At 47.8% G+C, this 21338-nt stretch carries 20 protein-coding genes; 9 read left to right on the forward strand and 11 right to left on the reverse strand.

Annotated elements, in window-relative coordinates; genetic code table 11:
• Positions 1–130 precede the first annotated feature (130 nt).
• From GO755_RS02705 to GO755_RS02720, 4 genes are all read right to left on the reverse strand, one after another.
• On the reverse strand, positions 131–739 hold the full coding sequence (locus GO755_RS02705) for a hypothetical protein (RefSeq protein ID WP_157583021.1): 609 nt from the start codon (positions 737–739) through the stop codon (positions 131–133).
• Positions 740–1044: 305 nt separating this feature from the next.
• Positions 1045–2583 (reverse strand): tagaturonate reductase, encoded by a 1539-nt coding sequence (locus GO755_RS02710; RefSeq protein WP_227686837.1) that lies wholly within the window; start codon positions 2581–2583, stop codon positions 1045–1047.
• A 169-nt stretch (positions 2584–2752) separates the two neighbouring features.
• On the reverse strand, positions 2753–3745 hold the full coding sequence (locus tag GO755_RS02715; protein ID WP_157583022.1) for a sugar kinase: 993 nt from the start codon (positions 3743–3745) through the stop codon (positions 2753–2755).
• Positions 3746–3764: 19 nt separating this feature from the next.
• Positions 3765–5141, reverse strand: coding sequence for an MFS transporter (locus tag GO755_RS02720; RefSeq protein ID WP_157583023.1), 1377 nt, complete (start codon positions 5139–5141; stop codon positions 3765–3767).
• 145 nt (positions 5142–5286) lie between these two features.
• Between GO755_RS02720 and uxuA the strand changes: the two genes are divergently transcribed.
• From uxuA to GO755_RS02735, 3 genes are all read left to right on the forward strand, one after another.
• Complete coding sequence (gene uxuA, locus GO755_RS02725; protein WP_157583024.1) at positions 5287–6474, forward strand: mannonate dehydratase; 1188 nt, start codon at positions 5287–5289, stop codon at positions 6472–6474.
• 82 nt (positions 6475–6556) lie between these two features.
• On the forward strand, positions 6557–7969 hold the full coding sequence (gene uxaC, locus GO755_RS02730) for a glucuronate isomerase (RefSeq protein ID WP_157583025.1): 1413 nt from the start codon (positions 6557–6559) through the stop codon (positions 7967–7969).
• A 9-nt stretch (positions 7970–7978) separates the two neighbouring features.
• On the forward strand, positions 7979–8845 hold the full coding sequence (locus tag GO755_RS02735) for an alpha/beta fold hydrolase (RefSeq protein ID WP_317165777.1): 867 nt from the start codon (positions 7979–7981) through the stop codon (positions 8843–8845).
• Between the two features lie 43 nt (positions 8846–8888).
• Here the strand turns inward: GO755_RS02735 and GO755_RS02740 are convergent, their stop codons facing one another.
• The 3 genes from GO755_RS02740 to GO755_RS02750 form a co-directional block, all read right to left on the reverse strand.
• A complete protein-coding gene (locus GO755_RS02740) occupies positions 8889–10166 on the reverse strand; it encodes a metal-dependent hydrolase family protein (RefSeq protein ID WP_157583026.1) in 1278 nt (425 codons plus the stop codon).
• Between the two features lie 79 nt (positions 10167–10245).
• A complete protein-coding gene (locus tag GO755_RS02745; RefSeq protein WP_157583027.1) occupies positions 10246–10677 on the reverse strand; it encodes a hypothetical protein in 432 nt (143 codons plus the stop codon).
• Between the two features lie 62 nt (positions 10678–10739).
• Positions 10740–11195, reverse strand: coding sequence for a DUF4920 domain-containing protein (locus GO755_RS02750; RefSeq protein WP_157583028.1), 456 nt, complete (start codon positions 11193–11195; stop codon positions 10740–10742).
• Positions 11196–11396: 201 nt separating this feature from the next.
• Between GO755_RS02750 and GO755_RS02755 the strand changes: the two genes are divergently transcribed.
• Positions 11397–11726, forward strand: coding sequence for an endonuclease domain-containing protein (locus tag GO755_RS02755; RefSeq protein ID WP_157583029.1), 330 nt, complete (start codon positions 11397–11399; stop codon positions 11724–11726).
• A gap of 59 nt (positions 11727–11785) precedes the next feature.
• The gene (locus GO755_RS02760; RefSeq protein WP_157583030.1) at positions 11786–12316 is read left to right on the forward strand and encodes a DinB family protein; all 531 of its coding nucleotides are present in this window, start codon (positions 11786–11788) and stop codon (positions 12314–12316) included.
• Between the two features lie 106 nt (positions 12317–12422).
• Here the strand turns inward: GO755_RS02760 and GO755_RS02765 are convergent, their stop codons facing one another.
• Entirely contained in the window at positions 12423–13118 is a 696-nt protein-coding gene (locus GO755_RS02765) for a hypothetical protein (protein ID WP_157583031.1), read from the reverse strand.
• Between the two features lie 126 nt (positions 13119–13244).
• On the opposite strand from GO755_RS02765, the gene GO755_RS02770 reads away from it, so the two are divergent.
• The gene (locus GO755_RS02770) at positions 13245–13883 is read left to right on the forward strand and encodes a response regulator (protein WP_157583032.1); all 639 of its coding nucleotides are present in this window, start codon (positions 13245–13247) and stop codon (positions 13881–13883) included.
• Here the strand turns inward: GO755_RS02770 and GO755_RS02775 are convergent.
• Positions 13862–15781, reverse strand: coding sequence for a sensor histidine kinase (locus tag GO755_RS02775; RefSeq protein WP_157583033.1), 1920 nt, complete (start codon positions 15779–15781; stop codon positions 13862–13864). The genes GO755_RS02770 and GO755_RS02775 overlap by 22 nt on opposite strands.
• A 128-nt stretch (positions 15782–15909) precedes the next feature.
• Between GO755_RS02775 and GO755_RS02780 the strand changes: the two genes are divergently transcribed.
• From GO755_RS02780 to GO755_RS02790, 3 genes are read left to right on the forward strand one after another with little or no spacing between them, the layout of a single operon-like run.
• Positions 15910–16812: a DUF6588 family protein gene (locus GO755_RS02780; protein ID WP_157583034.1), complete on the forward strand. Its 903-nt coding sequence runs from the start codon at positions 15910–15912 to the stop codon at positions 16810–16812.
• Between the two features lie 4 nt (positions 16813–16816).
• Positions 16817–17407, forward strand: coding sequence for a hypothetical protein (locus GO755_RS02785; protein WP_157583035.1), 591 nt, complete (start codon positions 16817–16819; stop codon positions 17405–17407).
• 49 nt (positions 17408–17456) lie between these two features.
• Positions 17457–18131 carry a hypothetical protein gene (locus GO755_RS02790; protein WP_157583036.1) on the forward strand — a complete coding sequence of 225 codons (675 nt, stop codon included), beginning with the start codon at positions 17457–17459 and terminating at the stop codon, positions 18129–18131.
• 94 nt (positions 18132–18225) lie between these two features.
• Here the strand turns inward: GO755_RS02790 and GO755_RS02795 are convergent, their stop codons facing one another.
• Positions 18226–19299, reverse strand: a complete 1074-nt coding sequence (locus tag GO755_RS02795; protein ID WP_157583037.1) for an aminotransferase class V-fold PLP-dependent enzyme — start codon at positions 19297–19299, stop codon at positions 18226–18228.
• A 94-nt stretch (positions 19300–19393) separates the two neighbouring features.
• Positions 19394–21313, reverse strand: coding sequence for a phosphoglycerate dehydrogenase (gene serA, locus GO755_RS02800; protein ID WP_157583038.1), 1920 nt, complete (start codon positions 21311–21313; stop codon positions 19394–19396).
• Positions 21314–21338: the final 25 nt, after the last annotated feature.

A 21338-nucleotide genomic window follows, 5' to 3' on the forward strand; every position in this document is an offset into this window, starting at 1 on the left:
TTAACTCTATAAAGTCAATGGGGAATTTACCCTATTTGGAAGGGTAATATTACCTGAAAATGGATGGAGCCGGCGACCTGCCCTGATTGGGTAAATTGCCGATTGTTGAGAGATAATAAGCGTGCCAGACCTACCTATTTATTGACGCTATCAGCACAAGCACCGACGTAATTCCAATTAAAATAACCCAGGGGAGCCAGAAATGCCGACTATCGCGTCGGCGTTCATCGGTCGTCATGTCGCGACGACGTTTCGGTGTTTTCTGGGCTGCCCGGCTGAAATAATAGATGGAACCAGCTATCCCCCCTAAACCGAAATAAAGAGCTAGTAGTGCTAGAAAGCCGTTGCCCGCGCAGGCAATACTACAGGCTAACCCCGCAACAGTATAGGCGACAACGATACCCAGTATGCCGAGTACAATATATAATCCACGTGAACCGGTCTGTTTGTCGGACGGGGGTGGGCTAGCTTTTAGTTCAGAGCGAGCTGCCCGACGGACAGAATCGGCTGGTGACAATGAATCGCTAACCATCACAATGCGCCGACCACCCAGGACACTAGCTGCTGGATGGACTGTTTGACTACGCTGATTCCATATTCCACCCAATAAGCCAAACAACAGGAAATTGCTTAAAAAAGCGACGAACAGCCACCGTCGACCAACCCAGTAATTGGATGATATAGAAGTAGTTGATGAGTAAAGCTGAATATAAATAGCTATGCCAATCGTGATCAGCATGCACGTATACAGAAGACTTATTGGAACTTCGTTTAACAGAGTAGCACCAAGAAGAACACCATTGAAACCGTTAAAAATTTCACCAAGTATAATTAGGGAAATTGCCAGACGAGCATGACGCCTGGCCCAGTAGGAAATAGCTTTTATCATGTCGACTAGTGAATGGATAGCTTGAGGTATTATTTTTCAAAATGAAAAATTCGGATGATTTTTTAGGATATATCAAACAAACAGTTCCTGCCAATTTATGTTTGACAGGAACTGTTTGCTGACTTAATACCAAGAAAGAATTAACTAATCAGACGCTACGCAAGCGCTTTTATCAACGTTTTTTCTACGCCGGCGGTTAACATCGCGCTCAGGTATTGGGCTACGGCTTCGGTAAAACCGGGTAATATGGCCAGATCCGTTTTCCAGATCGTCACGTCGGAGAGTACACTTTTTACAAAGGCTAGTACCGTGGCTGGCACATTGTTTTTAACGGTCTTCCAGTCGCCGTAGAAATAACCGGCCTTATCATCGCGAATGGGGTAGGTGAGGATGCCTCCGTTAACGGCAATCTCCCCAAAAAACTGCCCTTTTTCCTCACGAATCGCTTTCATAAAGAGCAGATAAGCTGCAAACCCCAACGCTATGTGTTTGGGCACAGCATTAAATTGCTCAAAGTAACGCTGGATGGTCGCTACATTTCGAGATTGCATTTTGGCCGTTTCCTGAAGTGAGATGTTCAACAGCAAATGGTCAAGATTTGGGTTGCGGAACCGGTCGAGTACATCGTTGGCAAATTGTGCAACAGCCGCTTTATCCATACCCGGAATGCCATAATCAGGTACGGTTGGCACAATTTCGGTAAGCATCAGCGACTCAACGAATTTGCTCATGGCCGGATGACTCATTTCGTCGGCAACGGTTTCCAGTCCTAACAAATAGCCCAGTGGCATCGTAAGGGAGTGGGTACCATTGAGAACCCGCAACTTGCGTTCCCGGTAGAAGTTAATGTCTTCGTCGATGATAATCTGTGGGGTGCTGGCATCGGCAAAACTCAGCGTTTCCCGAACGCGATCATCGCCCTCAATGGCCCATAAATGATAGGGTTCCGTGAAGGTCAATAAGTCATCTTCGTAGCCAACTTCCTGTTGTAATGCCTGTTGAGCTTCATGAGTTGGGCGTGTTACAATCCGGTCGACCAGCGAGTTACAGAACCGAACGTGGAACTTGAGCCATTTGGTGAACAGTTTACCCAACTCATTGTATTGAGCTAATTTCTCGACGGCATCTCGGAGTTTAAGACCGTTATCGGTAACGAGTTCGGTTGGAATAACGATCAACCCTTTGGCTCGTGATCCGCCAACGCTCCGGAATCGCTCATATAGAAATGCGGTTAGTTTGGCCGGAAACGACTGAGGAGGATGCTGAAAAATACTTTCCTCAACATAGTCCAGCCCCACTTCGGTCGTGTTCGAAATAACAATCTGAAGTTTCGGGTTCCGGGCCAGCATCAGAATTTCTTTCCACTGAGTTTGGGCTGCCAAAACCCGACTGATAGCTGAAACAATCGTTGTTTCGGAAACTGCCTGCCCTTGTTGAAGCCCTCTAACCGCCACGGTATACAGATTATCCTGATCCGAAAATTCATTCGTCTGGCTATCCGTCGATTTCACGACCACAATGGAGCCGCCAAATCGTCCTTCAGCATTGGCTTTCTGTACCAGATAATCGGGTAAGCCGCGAAGGAGAACGCCAGTGCCAAATTGTAATATTTTTTCGGGGAAAACGGGGGCGGGATGAGTTGAACGGGTTAATTTAGCCATGGTTGGGTGGGTGGCAATCTGCGATGCAGTCATCAGTTGGATATTAGTTTCTATTATCTAAAATTGAAAGTTATGGCTGGATTCTTCATAATTCAGCAATAATACGAACTACTTGGCTAATCAAGGCTTTTTAGAATCTATTGGTTCTTTAGAGTCTATTGAGCGGCAATAGAACCTAAAGAATCAACACTGGTCTGCTTACTTACCGTTTTAGTTTTCCCGAACTATCACCATTGGCCAACGTATCAACTTCGGCCACTGTCGCCAGATTCACATCGCCCGGAATGGTATGTTTCAATGCCGATGCTGCTGCCCCAAACTCAACAGCCCGTTGCAAATCATTGAAGTTCAATAAGCCGTAAATTAAGCCGGCCATATACGCATCACCCGTACCAATTCGATCCGTAATCGGTTGGATGTCGTATATTCTTGATTTATAGACGACCTGTCCATCGAACAGTTTGGCCGATAACTGATTATGTGACGCACTAACGGAGTTGCGTTTGGTATCGGTTATATACCGAACGTTCGGGAACCGTTTCATTAACGCACGTCCAGACTCCTGAAAGGTACTGCCGACGACGCCATAAAGCTCCGAAAAGAGCCCTTTACTCCCCAACACAAGCGTACAGCCTTCGGTTAGGGCAGGCATAATTTCCTGCGGACTACGGCCATATTGCCAGAGATTACTGCGGTAAACGATGTCGGCCGAAACAGGAACGCCCAGTCGATTGGCGGTTTGAATACCTGCTAATAAACAGTCGGCAGCTCCCTGCGACAGGGCAGGTGTGATCCCGGTCCAGTGAAACCAACTGGCTCCCTGTAAGATCGATTCCCAATCAATATCATCGGGTTTTATACGTGAAAAAGCTGAATCGACCCGATCGTAAATAATTTGACTGGCCCGGCTTCCAGCCCCAGTTTCCAGGAAATAGAGCCCCAGTCGTCCATCTCCATATTGGATGTGCTGCGTGCCAACATCGTATTTGCGAAGGTAGCCCGCAGCTGACCGACCCAGCGCATGATTCGGAAAGCGTGTGACATGGAATGCCTGGAGTCCAAATTGGGCCAGTGATACCGCTACATTAGCTTCAGTACCTCCGAAGTGCATGCTTAGGTTGTCTGTTTGAGCAAATCGCCCAACACCCGGCGGACTAAGCCGGAGCATGACTTCGCCAAATGTGATAATTTTCATCGAACGTGAAATGGATAATTTAGGAGCGGCTACCGATTAGCCAATGGCTACTTTTCTCTAATTCTTCAGCCTTGACGGGCTCTAATTTCGGCAATACTAAATGAATTATAACTAAGGCTATCAAATACGAGCAACTGGCAATGATAAACATAGGCAGATAACCGAATGCGGTAATGATACGACCGGCCAATAAGGATAATAAAATGCCTCCCACTGCGCCAAACATACCGCCGATTCCGCTGACGGATGCGACTACATTTTTCGGGAAAAGATCTGAAGCGAAGGTGTACATATTGGCTGCCCAGCCCTGATGCGCAGCAGTGGCCAGCGAAATAAGAGCGATAGCGACGGCCAGGCTACTGGTTTGTGCCGCAAAGAAGATAGGAACGACGCAGAGCGCGCAAATGAGCATAGTTGTTTTGCGGGCGCGGTTTGCCGACCAGCCTCGTTTCATAAACTGCGTACTAAGCCAGCCAAAAAAGATGCTGCCAGCATCTGACACAACGTAAATGATCAGGAAAGGCATGCCAAAACTTTTGAGATCGAGTTTCTGGTCGAGGGCGTCATTCGAGTTGAAAAAATCGGGTAGCCACGACATGTAGAACCACCAGACAGGATCGGCCAGTAATTTACCGACGGCGAACGCCCAGGTTTGCTTATAGCCTAGTAAATGCCCCCACGATACGGTTCGGGGAACAATTTTCTCGTTATCACTACGAATGTAAGCCAGCTCTTCGGCCGATAGTCTGGCGCTACGTTCGGGTTTGCTGTACGTAAACCACCATAAAATCAGGATTCCAAACCCCAAAAGACCGGTTATCAGAAATGAACTGCGCCAGCCAAGCTGCAGAATCAAATAGGGGACCACAAGGGCTGTTAGAATAATTCCCACGTTCGTTCCGGCATTGAATAGCCCATGAGCAAATGAACGTTCGTTTTTAGGAAACCAATCCGCAACAGTTTTGACAGAGGAAGGAAAATTAGCCGATTCACCCAGGCCCAGAAAAGCCCGTGCCCACCGGAGCCCGGCCATATTACCGACAAAGGTTGTTGAAACGGCGGCAATACTCCAGACAATAATGCCCAGCGAGAAGCCGCGCCTGGTACCAATACGATCAATTAGCCAGCCTGCTAACAAAAAACCAATGGCATATGCAAATTTGAAGGCCGCATCGACATCGCCGTACAACACCTTAAATCGGTCGGTGGCTTCTTTGGTAAGTATAGTTGGTGCACCAGCGGAATTAGGCGACACATCGAGCATTTCCTTTCTAAATAAATCGTCGGTCATCGTGAACGATAATACCTGTCGATCTATGTAGTTAATTGTCGTTGCCAGAAACAACAAGGCAACAATCCGCCAGCGAAAACGGCCCGAAGTAGTTGGCGTTTGCAAAACAAATTGAAGAGTTTAGGGAGAAAAGCAGCAAAGAACGCTTTTTTTCCTAAAATAAGTCAATAGTTGTCAGTCGTTAGTCAATCGGGGTTAATCTTTGCAGGTAGCTACCATTTACGATCGACTATTTACTACTAATTAACATATGCTTGAACAAACCTGGCGATGGTTCGGTCCTAACGATCCTGTATCGCTCAATGACGTCCGGCAGGCAGGTGCTACCGGCATCGTAACAGCCCTGCATCATATTCCAAACGGCGAGGTGTGGTCGTTATCAGAAATCGTAGCGCGTAAATCGTATATCGAAAGTCAGGGACTGACCTGGTCGGTTGTCGAAAGTATTCCCGTGCATGAGGGTATCAAAACGCGTACGGGCGATTATCTGCGGTATATCGAAAACTATAAGGAATCCATTGCGAATCTGGCGCAGGCGGGTATCGATACGGTCTGTTACAACTTCATGCCGGTACTCGACTGGACTCGTACAGACCTTGATTTCCCGATGCCCGATGGCTCAACCGGGCTGCGATTCGATGCGACGGAGTTTGCAGCTTTTGAACTATATATTCTTCAACGACCCGGTGCCGAATACCTCTACAACGATGAGCAGAAGCGCTTAGCACGAGCCAAACTTGACCATATGACCGATGGCGAGGTAAAGCGATTGACCCGAACCATTATTGCCGGGCTACCTGGCTCAGAAGAGAGCTATACAGTCGAGAAATTTCGGGATGCGCTGGCGATGTATGCCGACGTGAGCGATCGCGAGTTACGGCAAAACCTGTATGCATTCCTGCGCGAAATTGTACCCGTAGCAGAGTCGACGGGTGTTCGATTGGCCATCCACCCCGACGATCCACCATATCCTATTCTGGGTCTGCCTCGTGTTGTCAGTACCGAAGCCGATGCCCGCGCATTACTGGCCGCGGCCGATTCGCCAGCTAATGGAATTTGTTTTTGCACGGGTTCGTATGGGGTTCGACCTGATAATGATTTAGTAGGTATGGCAGAACGTCTTGGGCCTCGCATTCACTTTGTGCATTTGCGCAGTACGCAGCGCGATACGGACAATAGCTTTCAGGAAGCAAATCACCTCGAAGGCGACGTACCCATGCCGGGTGTCATGCGGGCATTGCTGCTGGAACAGAAAAGGAGGGAGGAAGAAGGAAGAACCGACTTGCGTATGCCCTTCCGATCGGACCACGGCCACCGAATGCTTGACGATCTTACGTCGGGTAAGCGTACCAATCCGGGCTACACCGCCATTGGGCGTTTGCGTGGACTTGCCGAACTACGTGGGCTGATGCTGGGGTTGTCAAGTAGTAAACTCTGATTGAAATCTGACAACTTTATAGTAATAGCAAAAAAAAGAAGTAAAAGCTGGGAGAAACAACCCAGCTTTTACTTTTGCCACCATGACTACATTCTCGCCCGCTCCCACGTTCTTGTCTGACGATTTTCTGTTACAAACCGAAACGGCCCGTCGACTCTACCACGACTATGCCCGACCAATGCCGATTATCGACTACCATTGCCATCTCCCACCCGATCAGATTGCTTCCGACAAGCACTTTGACAACATTACGCAGCTTTGGCTCTACGGTGATCATTACAAATGGCGGGCAATGCGGACTCACGGCATCGATGAACGCTATTGCACGGGGAATGCAACCGACTGGGAGAAGTTTGAAAAATGGGCCGAAACAGTCCCCTATACCCTCCGAAATCCACTCTATCACTGGACGCATCTGGAATTGAAAAATCCCTTTGGGATCACCGATGTGTTGAATCCGGCAACTGCCCGCTCGGTTTACGATACCTGCAACGAGCAACTCCCCAATTTATCGGCTCGTGACCTGCTTCAATATTTCAACGTTCGCGTGGTTTGTACAACCGATGATCCGCTTGATTCGCTCGAACACCACAAGAAGATTATACAGGATGGATTTGCTGTAAAAGTCCTGCCTGCTTTTCGCCCTGACAAAGCGATGGCTGCTGATGATGCGGTGGCGTTTCGGGGTTATGTACAGAAGCTAGCTGCGCTGACGAATACCGAAATCCACACGTTAGCCCACTACCTCGACGCGCTCAAATCCCGACATGATTATTTTGCCGAAATGGGTTGCCGACTGTCTGATCATGGTTTGGAGGTGATCTATGCGGAGCGGTACACCGTGGGCGAGATCCAACGAATATTCGATCACCTGAATAGAGGAATTGCCATTTCGCCAGCCGATGTATTGCTATTTAAATCCTTCATGCTGGTGCAATTTGCTGAGTGGGATCACGAAAAAGGCTGGACACAGCAGTTTCACCTGGGCGCACTTCGCAACAATAACCTCCGCCGACTGCGCGACTTGGGTCCCGATACGGGCTGGGATAGTATCGGTGATTTTCCGCAAGCAGCCTCGCTTTCCCGTTTTTTGGGTGGGCTGGACGACCGTAATCAACTGGCCAAAACGATTCTGTACAATTTGAATCCGGCTGATAATGAAGTGATGGCCACCATGATCGGTAACTTTAACGATGGCTCGATACGCGGTAAAGTGCAGTTTGGATCGGGCTGGTGGTTCCTGGATCAGAAAGATGGTATGGAGAAACAAATCAACGCGCTCTCGAACATGGGACTATTGAGCGCCTTTGTAGGCATGCTCACCGATTCCCGCTCGTTTGTGTCGTTCCCGCGTCACGAGTATTTTCGGCGGATTCTGTGCAATATTTTTGGTAATGAGATTGAAAATGGCGAACTCCCTAATGACATTGCCTGGGTTGGTCAGATTGTGCAGGATATTTGTTACCGCAACGCCGAGCGGTATTTCGGCTTTTAAGTTGAATCTGTGACGCACATCTTTATAGAAACAAGCGGCCCATCTGCCGATTCGCCCCCCGTTCGACTGCATGTTGTTCAGGCTGGGCCGGTAGATGGGCCGCTTGTTATTTTGCTACACGGTTTCCCTGAATTCTGGTATGGCTGGAGGCAACAGATTGATGCCTTAGCCGAGGCTGGATTCCGGGTTTGGGTACCCGACCAGCGCGGCTATAACATCAGTGATAAGCCAGCGGGTATTGATTCTTATAGCCTGGATACGTTGGTGGGAGATGTGATTGGCCTGATCGATGCCGCAGACCGGCAAAAAGCAGTGATCGTGGGTCATGATTGGGGAGCGGCTGTGGCCTGGTGGACGGCGGTTTCGTTCCCGGAGCGAGTGGAACGGTTGGTAGTTCTGAACGTCCCGCATCCGATTGCGATGAAGCGGTATGCCAGCAGAAACCTGGGGCAGATGCTGCGTAGCTGGTATATCGGCTTTTTTCAGTTGCCGTGGTTGCCGGAAAGAATCGTCCGATTAAGTAATTGGGCTTCCCTGGCTCAAACAATGCGACGCAGCAGCCGACAAGGCACATTCACGGAGACAGATTTACAACAATATAGAGCGGCCTGGTCGCAGCCGGGTGCTGCAAATGCAATGATTAACTGGTATCGGGCTTCGTTCCAGAAACCACCCGTCCGGCGCTCTAGCATCCGGGTTACTGTGCCGACATTACTTATCTGGGGAGTCCAGGATCAGTTTCTGAAACGAGAAATGGCTCAACCCAGCATTGATCTGTGCGATAACGGGCGTATCGTGTTTATTGAAGATGCCACACATTGGGTTCAGCATGAAGAAGCTAAACGTGTGACAGAATTGATACTCAATGGCGAATAGTCTGGCGCGAGCGAGTAGTCCCCCGCGCCAGCTTCACTACCACTTATTGCTTATACACCTTCCCGTCTTTCATCACAAACTTGACGGCCTGTAGTGTTTTAATATTCTGAATCGGACTTTCGTCAACGGCGATAATATCAGCAAACTTACCGGTCTCAATAGAGCCGATCTGGGCATCCATTCCCAATAACTTTGCATTAGTCATCAGGGCCGCTTTGATCGCTTCTACGGCTGGCATGCCAGCCTCCACCATATATTCAAATTCTTTGGCGTTGAAACCGTGGATGTAAACACCCGCATCGGTACCAAAGGCGATTTTTACACCGGCTTTATACGCTTTTCCAAACGTAGCCTGAATTTTTGGGCCAATCGCTAAAGCTTTAGGAACTACTAAAGGCGGATAATAGCCGAAGTGCCGGGCCGAATCGGCGGCAGTTTTACCCGCAATGATAGTTGGAACGTAGTAAGTGCCGTGTTTTTTGAATAACTCAATCGCTTCATCGTCCATTAAGGTGCCATGTTCGATGGTTTGTACACCCGCGCGAATTGCCCGCTTCATCCCTTCTGCGCCATGAGCGTGGGCGGCTACGGCAAAACTATAATCTTTGGCTGCATCGACAACTGCTTTCACTTCTTCCTCTGTAAACTGTGGGCCAGAGCCGTCTTTGGCATTACTCAATACACCACCGGTTGCGGTAATTTTGATTAGGTCAGAACCATCTTTATAGCGCTGCCGAACGGCTTTACGTGCGTCTTCCGGGCTATTGATAACCCCTTCGGCTGGTCCTGGATCACCCATTAAATCTTTCCGGTAACCGTTGGTCGGATCGGCGTGGCCACCGGTAGTAGCAATAGACTTACCAACTGTCAATACGCGCGGGCCTTCTACCAAACCGGCATTGATCGCGTTTCGAAGTGATACGTTTACGCCAGATCCCCCAAGGTCGCGTACCGTCGTGAAGCCTGCCAATAAGGTTGTTTTGGCGTAACCTGCTGCCCGATAGGCAATATCAGCTGGATTACTTGTAAAGCCATCTAGCGCCCCACCCCGACGGGTTTGCATCTCCAGATGGACGTGCATATCGATCAGACCAGGCAGGACAGTTTTCGATTTCATGTCTAGCACCCGATCCTGACCTGCGGGTGTAGTATAGCCTTTTTGAACCGCTGTAATCTTGTTGTCTTCAACGACAACAGTCATTTGTGGCTGCAGGCTGTTGCCAAGACCATCGAACAGGTTTCCACAGTGAATGAGTGTCCGTTGGGCAAATAGAGGAGAAGCTAGCAACGATAAACCCGCCAGCAGGTATAGTTTTTTCATAAATGAAGTTGGTTGGGTACAAAAAAGGCTGTAACCAGTGGTTACAGCCCTCAAAATACAAAAAGACGTTGAAGAACCCTTATATTTTTGTCACCTGAACAACAGCTGCCTGGGGTTGACCCTGAGTCGATACGGTCGGGTAGGGATAAACGTCACGAAGGATTACCTTGTATGCCTGATTACTCAACGTAACATTCGTTGAATCTATCCGCTTCGTTGAGTCGGCCTTAAGGCTAGGGCCAAGGATTAAACTAACTGCGGTAGAGTCTTTATCTTTTGACAGCAGCATTTTTACCTTCGCTTGCCCAGCCCAAACACAGGTAGCACCTGTTGGGCATCGGCTGTCCTGAATCGAATCGACCCGAACAACTACTTCCGACGCTAGGCGGGCTGATTGATGCAGGCCAACAGAGACAAGATCGGTTGGTTGAGAATCGGACGATTTACAGGATGAAAAGAGTGTTGCTCCAACGATGAGAAAACCAGAAAACCATTTTACTGAATCTAACATAGTACTTGTAATTTGTTTCTTACAAGGATACGGTCGCCAGAAAAAGGGTTGGAAAGGTTCACTTATTTTTTTACGATCACCCCGTCGGCAACAAAGGTCAGGGCTTTTTCGGGCTCCGTAATTTTTGCAATTTCTTCCTTTGATTTTCCAGCATCCTGGGCATAGTGACGCAGGTCGGCTACGGGCGTTGTCGACGTTTCTGCGGTGCCTTCAACCACTACGGTTTTACCAACAATGTCTTTCGGAACGAAGAAGCCATAGTCCTTAAACGTTACGCGCATGGTCTGGCCATCGCCGGTTTTAACCTTCATCCAGCATCCTTTTACTTTACAAACCGACTCAACCGTACCTTCTACTTTAGCTGGCATTTCGGTTTTGTCCGTCATTTTAGCAGCTAACTGCGTGGCCGGAATCGCACCTTTTTCGGTGATTTTTTTGCCATGATAACTAACTTCTTGCTGGGCAAAAGCACCCACTGAAGCGACAAGGAGGAGGCTTAAAAAGAATAGACGTTTCATTGATTTTCAGAAGATTGGTTAATTTGGTTCTGTTTAGTTTGTATGCTTAGTCAAAAGTACTAATTTTTGCTTTTCCCTCACCCCAACCCCTCTCCCGTTTTGGGAGAGGGGCTTTTTGTAAGCTACTGTGTAGCTTATTCTATGTATTCGCGTCTACTATAAAAAAGTAGATTTATGAAACATGCTTCGAGTACATCATCTATGAAAGAACTTCGTCGTGAACTTCGACAGAGCCAGACGAAGGCAGAAGATGTGCTATGGGATGAATTACGTGGAAGACGTTTGGCTAATGTGAAATTCCGTCGTCAACATAGTTTTGGACATTTTATTGTTGATTTTTACTGTTTTGAGCACAAGCTTGTTATTGAAGTTGACGGCTCAGTTCATAACACATCAGAAGCGCAAATCAGTGATGTAGAGCGAGAAGCGGTACTTTGTGACTTAGGTTTAACTGTAATGCGTTTCACAAATAACGATGTTCTAAACAAACTAGATAATGTACTTCAAAAGATTCGTGAGAATCTGCAATAAAAGCCCCTCTCCCGTTTTGGGAGAGGGGTTGGGGGTGAGGGCGCTTTAAAAACATAACTATGACAATCCAACAACATCTAGCTGCCGACTGCCAAGCGTTTATTAACGCAGTTAACAGCCTATCAGACGAGCAATTCCAGAAACAAATCGACGATAAATGGTCGGTGGCTGAGGTGATGCAGCATTTGTACTTATCGGCCCGGCCTGTGGCGCGACTGATGGTTGGCCCGCGCGAGGTGCTTATGCAGTGGGGAAATGCCGATTGGCCATCAAGAACCTACGCCGAAATAGTGTCGGCCTATGAGAAAAGACTGGGAATGGGGGCTAAAGCTCCTGCTACGATGTCGCCACGGCCCGAAGATATACAGGTAGGAAAAAGTGAGATGGTACAACGTTTTGCCGGAATTTATCAGGCATTAATTGACGCAATGGAAACCTGGTCACAACAGGAGTTAACTACATATTGTATACCCCATCCAGCACTTGGCAAGCTAACGGTTCAGGAAATGCTGCTCTTCACGAGCATACATACACAGCACCATTTGAAACTACTATATGGTCAAGAGGTAGTCAAAGATGGTCAGAAGTAGTCAATAGTAGTTGGTAGTTGATTACGACCAACACACTACACTTGACCACTCCTAACCACTCTGACTACTATTAACCATCTCTGACTACCCTTGACCATTTCCCAACTTACCGGGCGAGCTTCAGCCCCCGATTGCCTACTTTACCAAAGTAATAATTGACCCCAAATTTCAGGCGACCACCTTTACCCCGGCTAACGGTTGGGTCAATCTTATTGTAAAAACTGCTTTCGTATGAGATCTCAGCACCAAGTCGGTGTAAAATCCAGGCCATAACGCCCAGTTCAAGGCCTACGCTGGTATATTTAGATTTGGCATCGGCCGGGATAGATTCTGAAAATTCGCGTCCGCTGTTTATACTAGCCCCTACAAAACTGCTGATTCTCGTCCGAAAAGGGTAATACCGGGCAAATGCACCGACCTGATGAGCGTGATACTTATTACCCACAAGCCGGTCGGCATCATAACGTAAACCCGCTGCAAAACCAGGTTGAAAGAAATACCCAAGGCGCGTATTCACATCGAAGTAAACCTGCCCATTCGTTGCGCCAAACCCAATCCCTCCTCCAAGAAAAACGTTTCCTGGATCGAACCAGCTTAACTGGTGGGTTTCCTGATAACTGAGCGATTTATCGATTTCGTCCTCTAGTTTATCACTTGCCTGAGTGGCCGTTTGACGCATATTCTGTTTCGTGCGTTCGTTGATGAGCGGTTGCGAACGGTCTGTTGAGTCAGATCGATTCTGAGCCAGACCAGCTATCGACAAACTTGTCGATACTACTATGAGGGTAAGTAATTTTTTCATCGTCGTTGAGTTGAGCGTATATTAAATACTTGCCCTATTAACCACGAATGAAGCATAAGGTTTGTTGATGGAATACGTCTATACAGATTCCTGTCGTATATTTTAGCCTATTATTCGCTCTGCCCTATGCCTGTCCGAATCGTTGTAGCCGATGATCATCCGGTAGTACTCGATGGTATTCGATTGATGCTCGATGGCATTGATGGCTATGTATTGGTTGGTGTCGCAACCTCTCTCAAAGAAATCATTTCAGTTTGCACAACGGCATTGCCAGATGTATTGATTCTCGATTTGAATATCGACGGCAAAAACAGCCTTGATCTCATTCCCGACTTATTGCTGCGTCACCCTGATCTAAAAATCATTGTTTTCTCCGCCTATCAATCTACAGTATTGCTCAAAAAAGGATTGGAGGTTGGTATTAAAGGCTATCTGTTAAAAGACGCATCCAAACCCGAATGGATAGACGCGTTGACAACGGTAGGAAAAGGCAATATATACCTGAGCAAATACGTCAAAACCAGTGTTATCCCACTCGATGAGTTCGCCGATGTAGTTGATTTTGCACAGATCGCTGCACTATCTGAACAGGAAAAAAAGATTATTCACCTAACAGCTCAGGGGCTTACTGAACAGGAACTGGCCGAGACGTTGTTTATCAGTAAACATACGGTGCATACCCATAAGAAAAATATCTTCAGAAAGCTGCATTTGCACACCAATGCCGATCTGATGAAGTTTGCCTACGAAAACAATTTGGTATAAATCGGTATCTCTACTGTATGCTTCACCCCCTTAGGCAAAGGAGTTACCATAAAGCGACCATTGAGCAGCTGGACTCGGGCTTCGATATTTTGCAGACCAATGCCCGCCCTACTTTCTTGAAATGCATAACCTATTCCATCGTCTGAAACAGTTAACACGAGTGCACGACCTGACTGAGTAAGCTGTACCATAACTCGTTGAGACTGCGCATGTCTGGTGGCGTTGTTGAGTAGTTCCAGCGCAATTTGGTAGATTGTCTGCGTAACCAAAGGTTGAAGGTCTTCATTAGGCAGGCTATCCGATTCAAATGTCAGAGTTAGAGCGGGATGGCTGTCTTGTATATCCTGAACAAGCTCTTGTAAGGCGCCTATTAACCCATACCGCTCTAACAAAACAGGCGACAGTGCGTGCGAAAACTGCCGAACATCCTGTCCTACTTCACCCAGGGCTTCTACCAAATAGTCTGCTTCGGCCTGCTGACCATTCAACTTTTCGGCCAGTATGGAAAGTCGCAAACGAATATTGCCCAGAGCCAGGCTGATACCGTCGTGGAGCTCCTGCGAAAGTCGTTTTCGTTCAATAATTTGCCCTTCCAGTAACTGAATTCCATTACGTTGGCGCTGTTCGGCTAGTTCGGCTGAGATTTGTGCGTTTTGCAGATAGATATTTTTGAATCGATTAGCCAGAAGGAATGATAAGATAATGGTATCGAATGCATTGGCAACCAACGGTAAGTTCTGTGTGATATCGTTATCGGGTAAGTACCCCGCATGGACTAACGTGATGGACATCCCGGAGAGTAGCATCATCAGATACCCAATGGCAGCCCAAAGACCTTCTGGCAGCCGGGTTTTAGCATAGATGAATAAACCGATAAAGACCACCGACGAAAGGCAGATGGTCGCGACAAGATGCGTAGCAATCATGAAGCGAAGCAACCATTCTCCGCTGTAGTACACTGGGTTGTACCAATAGTTTTTGAACAGCCCGAGCGCTGGATTATGCGACCAGAGGATAATGAGCAGCGTGGCCAGAATGCCAATAACCACTTGGGTATATCGATAAACAAACGGATACGATTGCTTCAGGCGAAAGAAATTCTGAATAAATAGCAGGGATGAAATATAGATCAGGATCGTACTACTGGGTCGGGCGGCACTCGTCCACCAGGTAGCATAAGGCCATAAAAACGCAAAGCCAAAGCCTGTGTGTGCTGTCAGAAATACCCATACCCAGATCGTGTACGAAAAGTAATACAGCGTGAGCCGAAGTCGGAAGAAAAGCAGGGCCAATAAACTAACTGCGCAGTATAAACCACCAATACCCAACATCAGGCCAACAAACAAGTAGAGCTTGTAGTCGTTGGTTGAAAAGTAGTCCTTATCCCACAACCGGAGTGGAATCTGTATCTGTTCGCCGTGTTTATCGACCCATAGATAACCCGTGATGGTTTGGTGGGCTGCCACGGTTATTGGAAACAAAAAGTGCGGGTGATTGATCGGCCGTTGGTGAAACGGAAAATGGTCGCCAGTGAGCATACTGGTTTTCAGACGACCCTGACTCAGTGTGAACAGCCTGAGTTTGTTGATATGTGGATTCTCGACTTCCAGCAACAACTCTTTCTGAACTGAGTCGGGGTTGTGCAACCGGAACCGAACCCAGTAGAAACTATCTGAGAAACCCAGATTGATAGATGGGCCTGTATAGGCGGTAAAGGGCTTATCGATGACCTCACGAATCGTTAACCGTTTCGCTAAATCTTCCAGCAATTGGGTTTGTCGGCTCAGGACTGCTTCATGGAAATGATTACCCACCTCCACGGGCACCTGCGCGTAAACAGGTAAAAGGATGACAGCCAGGGCTACACATCCTACTCCTCTTCGAAAAAGCCGTTTCATTGTTTAGGAATATTCGGGGTAAGTTACAAAAAATACCCTCCTGAGGGTATTGAGCGAAGGGTATTTAACTGCCTAATTTTCAGCCTCGAACGGTAGAATTACCTGCGTTCTCTTACCCTACTGAACTAATGAAAAGCGTTTGCCAACGAAGCCTGATTCTATGGCTGTTATTTTTCACTCGACTCGGGTGTGCCCAGTCGGTGAATGAGTACCTGAATGCGTATGTAGGGCAGAACAAAGAGGGCTATCTGCAACCCCTGGCCGATCTGGTTATTTCGGGTATGAATACCGGCCTGCAACCCTCGGTTCGGATTGAAAATCGCTTTTATGTCCGGTTTAATCTGGTAGGACTCGGTGCTATGCCAATGGCCTCCCAGAAAACCTTTACGGCCACAACCGAAGGCTCATTTGCACCCCGACAAACGGCTATCGTACCTACCATCGTTGGTGAAAATAACTCGGTATCGGTTGCGGGTACGAATGGACTGACCTATGTTTTTCCAGGTGGTTACGCCCTGAAGTATCTGCTCTGGGGCGTCCCCCAACTAACCATTGGCGGTATTAAGGGGACTGAGCTGTCGCTGCGATTGGTTCCTTACGATTTTGGGGGTGATTTCGGTAAACTGCAAATTCTGGGTCTGAGCGCTCGTCATGATATCGGACAGTATTTTCTGAAGAATTCGCCCCTGGTGCTCAATGTAGGCTATGCCTATAACAAATCAGACATTGGTCGATACATCTCCCTGCAAAGTCATTTTGCCTATATACAGGCGGGCGTGAGCAACAAACACCTGGGCGCTTTTGTGTGGGCGGGTTATCAGACCGGCACATTCGATGTGCTCTATTCCTACACCGAAAATAACAGCCCTCAACAGATAGCCGCTAATCTGAAAACCAAACAGCCGTTTCTGGGTGGAATCGGCTTACACGCGCAGCTGGGGTTCTTCTCGCTGGGAGCCGGTGCGGGCGGCCCTGCACCATTGACAGGCTATACAACAATCGGTTTTCGATTCGGATCATCAAACCAATAACCTCATGAAAAAATCGCTTTGTGCCCTCGTGTTGATTGCTCTACTCATGAGTAGCTGTTTTAGGATACGCCAGAATAGAGCCGTTCATGGTAGTAAGATCCTGACCTATCAGATCAATACAACGGGTGCCTTCAATCAGTCCGCTTATCTGGGGGCTACCAATCTCGTAAATGGACTCCTCGATCAGGATTATGACGATGTGATCGTGAAAAAATTCACGATCAGTGGGGTCAATTTTAATATAACTCCCAACCCAACCAACAAAGCGACATCGGTTGCTATGGAGTCACCCTACATTATCGGCTTTAAATCAGGAACATTGATGCGGGAGGAGGCATTCTCGCTTAGTACGACAGCCAACTTTGAGGTTGCTGCCTTTTTGGCCTTTAGTGGTGTGCAGGATATCAATCAGAAGATCACGGATTTATTAAGGGGCCTGCATACAGACGATCTGCGGTTAAGTGTTCAGGGTGAGGCCGTTCCCAAAGGGCAACTGGCTTCGTTTACCCTCACTGTCAAAATTGATTACGCAATTGAATTTACACACTGCATTGATGTCTTTATTGGTCAGCAGGATGCGGGACCTCCCTGTTAACACCTGAAAGCGATCCACTTACTTCCCATTATCCTGGTGTTTTAAAATCATGAAAAGCTACCTATTGATTATCGCTTATAGTGCAATAGCCGCCTTATCAACCAGTTCATTACGGGCACAGGCTCCCGGCTGGTCGCGGGGCCAGCAACTTCTTGCCATTACTTACGACGAAGGTATCCGACGCGCTGCAACTGCCCTCCAAAACGAGGGGTATCGGCTCGACTATAGCGCCGGTGCTTTTTCGGTCGGTATTAAAGGCATTCATACGGCCGTCATTATGTGTAACCCGGCCCCCGATTCGAAGCTAACGATCAATATCGTCGTAGCCAGTAACGGTCAGGGAGGTGGTGAGGAACGCCAGCGCTTGCAGATGCGCATGGACAATCCCACTACCCCAACGGCCGTAACAAATGCTGGTGGTTGTGTGCGAAGTACTACTTATGGACTGACCATTACGCCGAATTCAGCGCGGGTTGGTCAAACTGTAAAAATTCGATATATGTATCCTGGCGATAAACCCGGCAGTGGCGACTGGATTGGGTGCTTCTATCCAAACACAAAATCGTCGTATACGGGTTTCTGGACGTATCTGGTAAGCGTAAAAGGGTGTGAGTACGATTTTATAGTACCTAGTGTCAATCCGGGACCTATGCAGTTTCGATACATTCTGGAAGCTGGCTATGACAAAATCACAGCAACTGCTGAGTTTGTCGTATTGCCCTAATGGCAGGCATTAAGTCGCAGCTATACGCACAAGATAAAATGAAGCCCTATCAGTTAATGCTGACAGGGCTTCATTAAGTAAAATAGTAGTTTGATTACTTCAATTGCTCAAGCAATGCTGCAATTTGTTCGGCCGATGTGGCTGGAAAATTGGCAATGCGAATCTGTGACTCTTTGAACTTGCCGTATCCACTACCCACAATCATATTGGCTGTTTTGGCTGATGCAATGACTTCGGCAGATGGCTTGTGCGTTGTGGCCACAACCACCGTTTGTGAGCGGTGTTGTTCTTTTTTTACGAACGGCTCATATGCATCTGAACTCTCCAGGAATTTATAGATCATCCTGGCTTTTTCTTCGGTCTGCTTCCGAATGGTATCAACGCCAATCCGATTGAAATCTTCCGCGATTTTGCCCAACAGATAGATATACAAGACGTTGGGCGTAGCCGGGGTCTCGAAATCCTTGTAATGCTTCCAGAGTGTTGGTAGTGTATGATGTGCCCCAATCGTAAAATCCTCCGTTTTCTGCAAGCGCTCGGCTTTTTCCAGACAGGTTTGACTGGCAATCCAGACACCTAATCCGGCAGGCATACCAAAGGCTTTCTGAACCGAGAAAAACGCGGAATCAATGATGCTGAAATCCAAGTCAGGGTAGGGGGCCGACGAGACCATATCCACGCAAAACAGCTTTTTGGGGTATTTACGCTTGAGTTTGTGGATTTCCGTGGGCTTCATCTGCACACCCGACGAGGTTTCGTTATGCGTCAGGCAAACTAGTTCGGCATAGGCGGGCACCTCGATATCTGTTGCGTCGAAACCCTCTCCAAATGGCTTTTCGACCACATGCGTATGCTTATTGAGGGCATTGGCATAGTCATAAAACTTTTGGGAAAAGGAACCGTTCACCGCGTGGAAACTCTCAAATTCAACGCAATTCAGAAGAACACGCTCCCATACCTCCGATGCCGAGCCGGTAAAGAAAATACCGTGTGTAGCCGGAATGTTCAAAAGGGTTCGTAACTGCTCGTCGGTAAACTTATAAATATCCCGAAACTTCTGGCTACGATGCGAAATCGAGCCAATCTGATCATCCAGCGCCTGTTGAAGATGTTGGTAGAACGTTGGATAAAGTTCAGCGGGGCCGGGGGTGAAGTAGGTGTTTTTCATAAAGAGCGAAAGAGCGAAAGAGCGAAAGAGTGATGGTTCGGCATTCCGGCTGATGCGTCCGTTTACGCTCTTTCACTCATTCGCTCTTTCGCTTTTAATAAAGTAGTCTAAACTTAATCGTGTTGTCAATTCCTTTCAGTTCCTCAACCACTTCGTCGGCGTATTCTTTGGCGACGTCGGTAATTACGTAGCCAATCTGCTCGTTGGTTTTCAGATACTGACCGTGAATATTGATGTGGTATTTGGCGAAAATAGAATTCATTTTGGCCAGAATACCGGGTACGTTGGCATGTATGTGTAACAGTCGGTGTGCTCCTTTCAGCATAGGTAGTTGCAGCTCAGGGAAGTTCACGCTACCATAAGTACTACCGTTATTGATGTATTCGAGTAGCTTGGCCGGTACAAAATTGCCAATGTTGGCCTGCGCTTCTTCGGTGCTACCGCCAATGTGCGGAGTCAGAATGACGTTTGGTAATCGGCGCAACGCACTTATGAACTCCTCATTATTCGTTTTGGGCTCGTTCGGGAATACGTCGATACCCGCACCCACAACTTTACCTCGCTCAATGGCATCGACTAGCGCCGGAATATCAACGATGTGACCGCGTGACAAATTCAGGAAAATAACCCCGTTTTTCATCAGCGAAAATTCTCGATAGCTGATAAGGTTTTTGTTCTCCTTCCGACCGTCGGGGTGAAGGCTGATAATGTCAGCAATGGCCAGCAGTTCGTCCAGCGACTTGCATTTGCGGGTATTGCCGAGAGCTAGTTTATCTACGATGTCGTAGAAATAAACCTCCATGCCGAGGGCCTCGGCAACGACCGACAATTGGGTTCCGATATTGCCATAACCAACCAGACCGAGTTTCTTGCCACGAACCTCAAAGCTGTTTTTGGCCGATTTGTCCCAGCCACCCAGGTGCATCAAATTGCTCTTGAGCACAATGCTCCGGATCAGCATGATAATCTCGCCGATAGCCAACTCAACTACCGAGCGGGTATTACTGTAGGGTGCGTTGAAAACGGCGATGCCTTTTTGAGTACAGGCATCCAGATCGATCTGATTGGTGCCAATGCAGAATGCGCCAACGGTCATGAGTTTGTTGGCATGCTCCAGAACACGGGCTGTCACATTCGTTTTCGAGCGGATACCCAGGATCGATACGTCGCGGATGGCTTCGATAAGTTCGTCTTCATCCAAAGCACCTTTCCGAATTTCGACGTTAAAGCCTTCCTGCTCAAATAGCTGAACGGCTACTGGGTGGACGTTTTCCAGCAGCAGCACTTTAATCCGACTTTTTGGGTATGATTGGCTCCGGCTCAAGTTATTATGGTATAAAAATTCGTCGAGTGAAGGGGCTACGTGATCGGCTTTTTCGACCACGCGCGGCCGCATTACATTTTCGGTAAAGGCATAAAAACGATTGGCCAGTCCCGATGCTCTGATTTCGTAGTCGGTGTATCCATCACCAATTACGTACACTTCGCCATCAAGCTTCAGATTTCGAATCACCTGCGATTTTCCGCCATTAGCCGACAGTGGATTTTTAGGGTCGAAACCAACAATAAGGCCCGATTCATCAAATACGAAGGTATTGGCAAAAACGTGGTCAGCGCGAACACCCAAAGAGGTTACAATCGGGATAATAAATTCACAAAATCCATTCGAGACGATGTAAATGTTATTGGCATTTTCGGTCAGGAACTCCTTATTGCGCTGAAACGAATCGGATATTTTGCCCATCAGGTTTTCGACCAGCGCAGGCAGTTGGTCACGATGCGCTTTCAGCAGGCCGAGTCGTAGAACAAGTGATTCGGTAAAGGAAATTTCGCCCGACATGCCCCGGTCGGTAATAGCTTTAATCTGATTCAGGACATCGTCGCGGTCGGGGCGACCAATAAGGGAGATTTCGCCCAGCACGTCTAAGGCTTCTACTTTCGTGAAGGTGCTATCGAAATCAATGATGTAATACGTCTGTTCGGCAGTGCCGACGTTCGGCTGTTTAGTGAGCATGATTGGGATATCGCCGTCGCAGCGA

The sequence above is a fragment of the Spirosoma arboris genome (assembly GCF_009754945.1).
In the GTDB taxonomy this organism is placed as follows: domain Bacteria; phylum Bacteroidota; class Bacteroidia; order Cytophagales; family Spirosomataceae; genus Spirosoma; species Spirosoma arboris.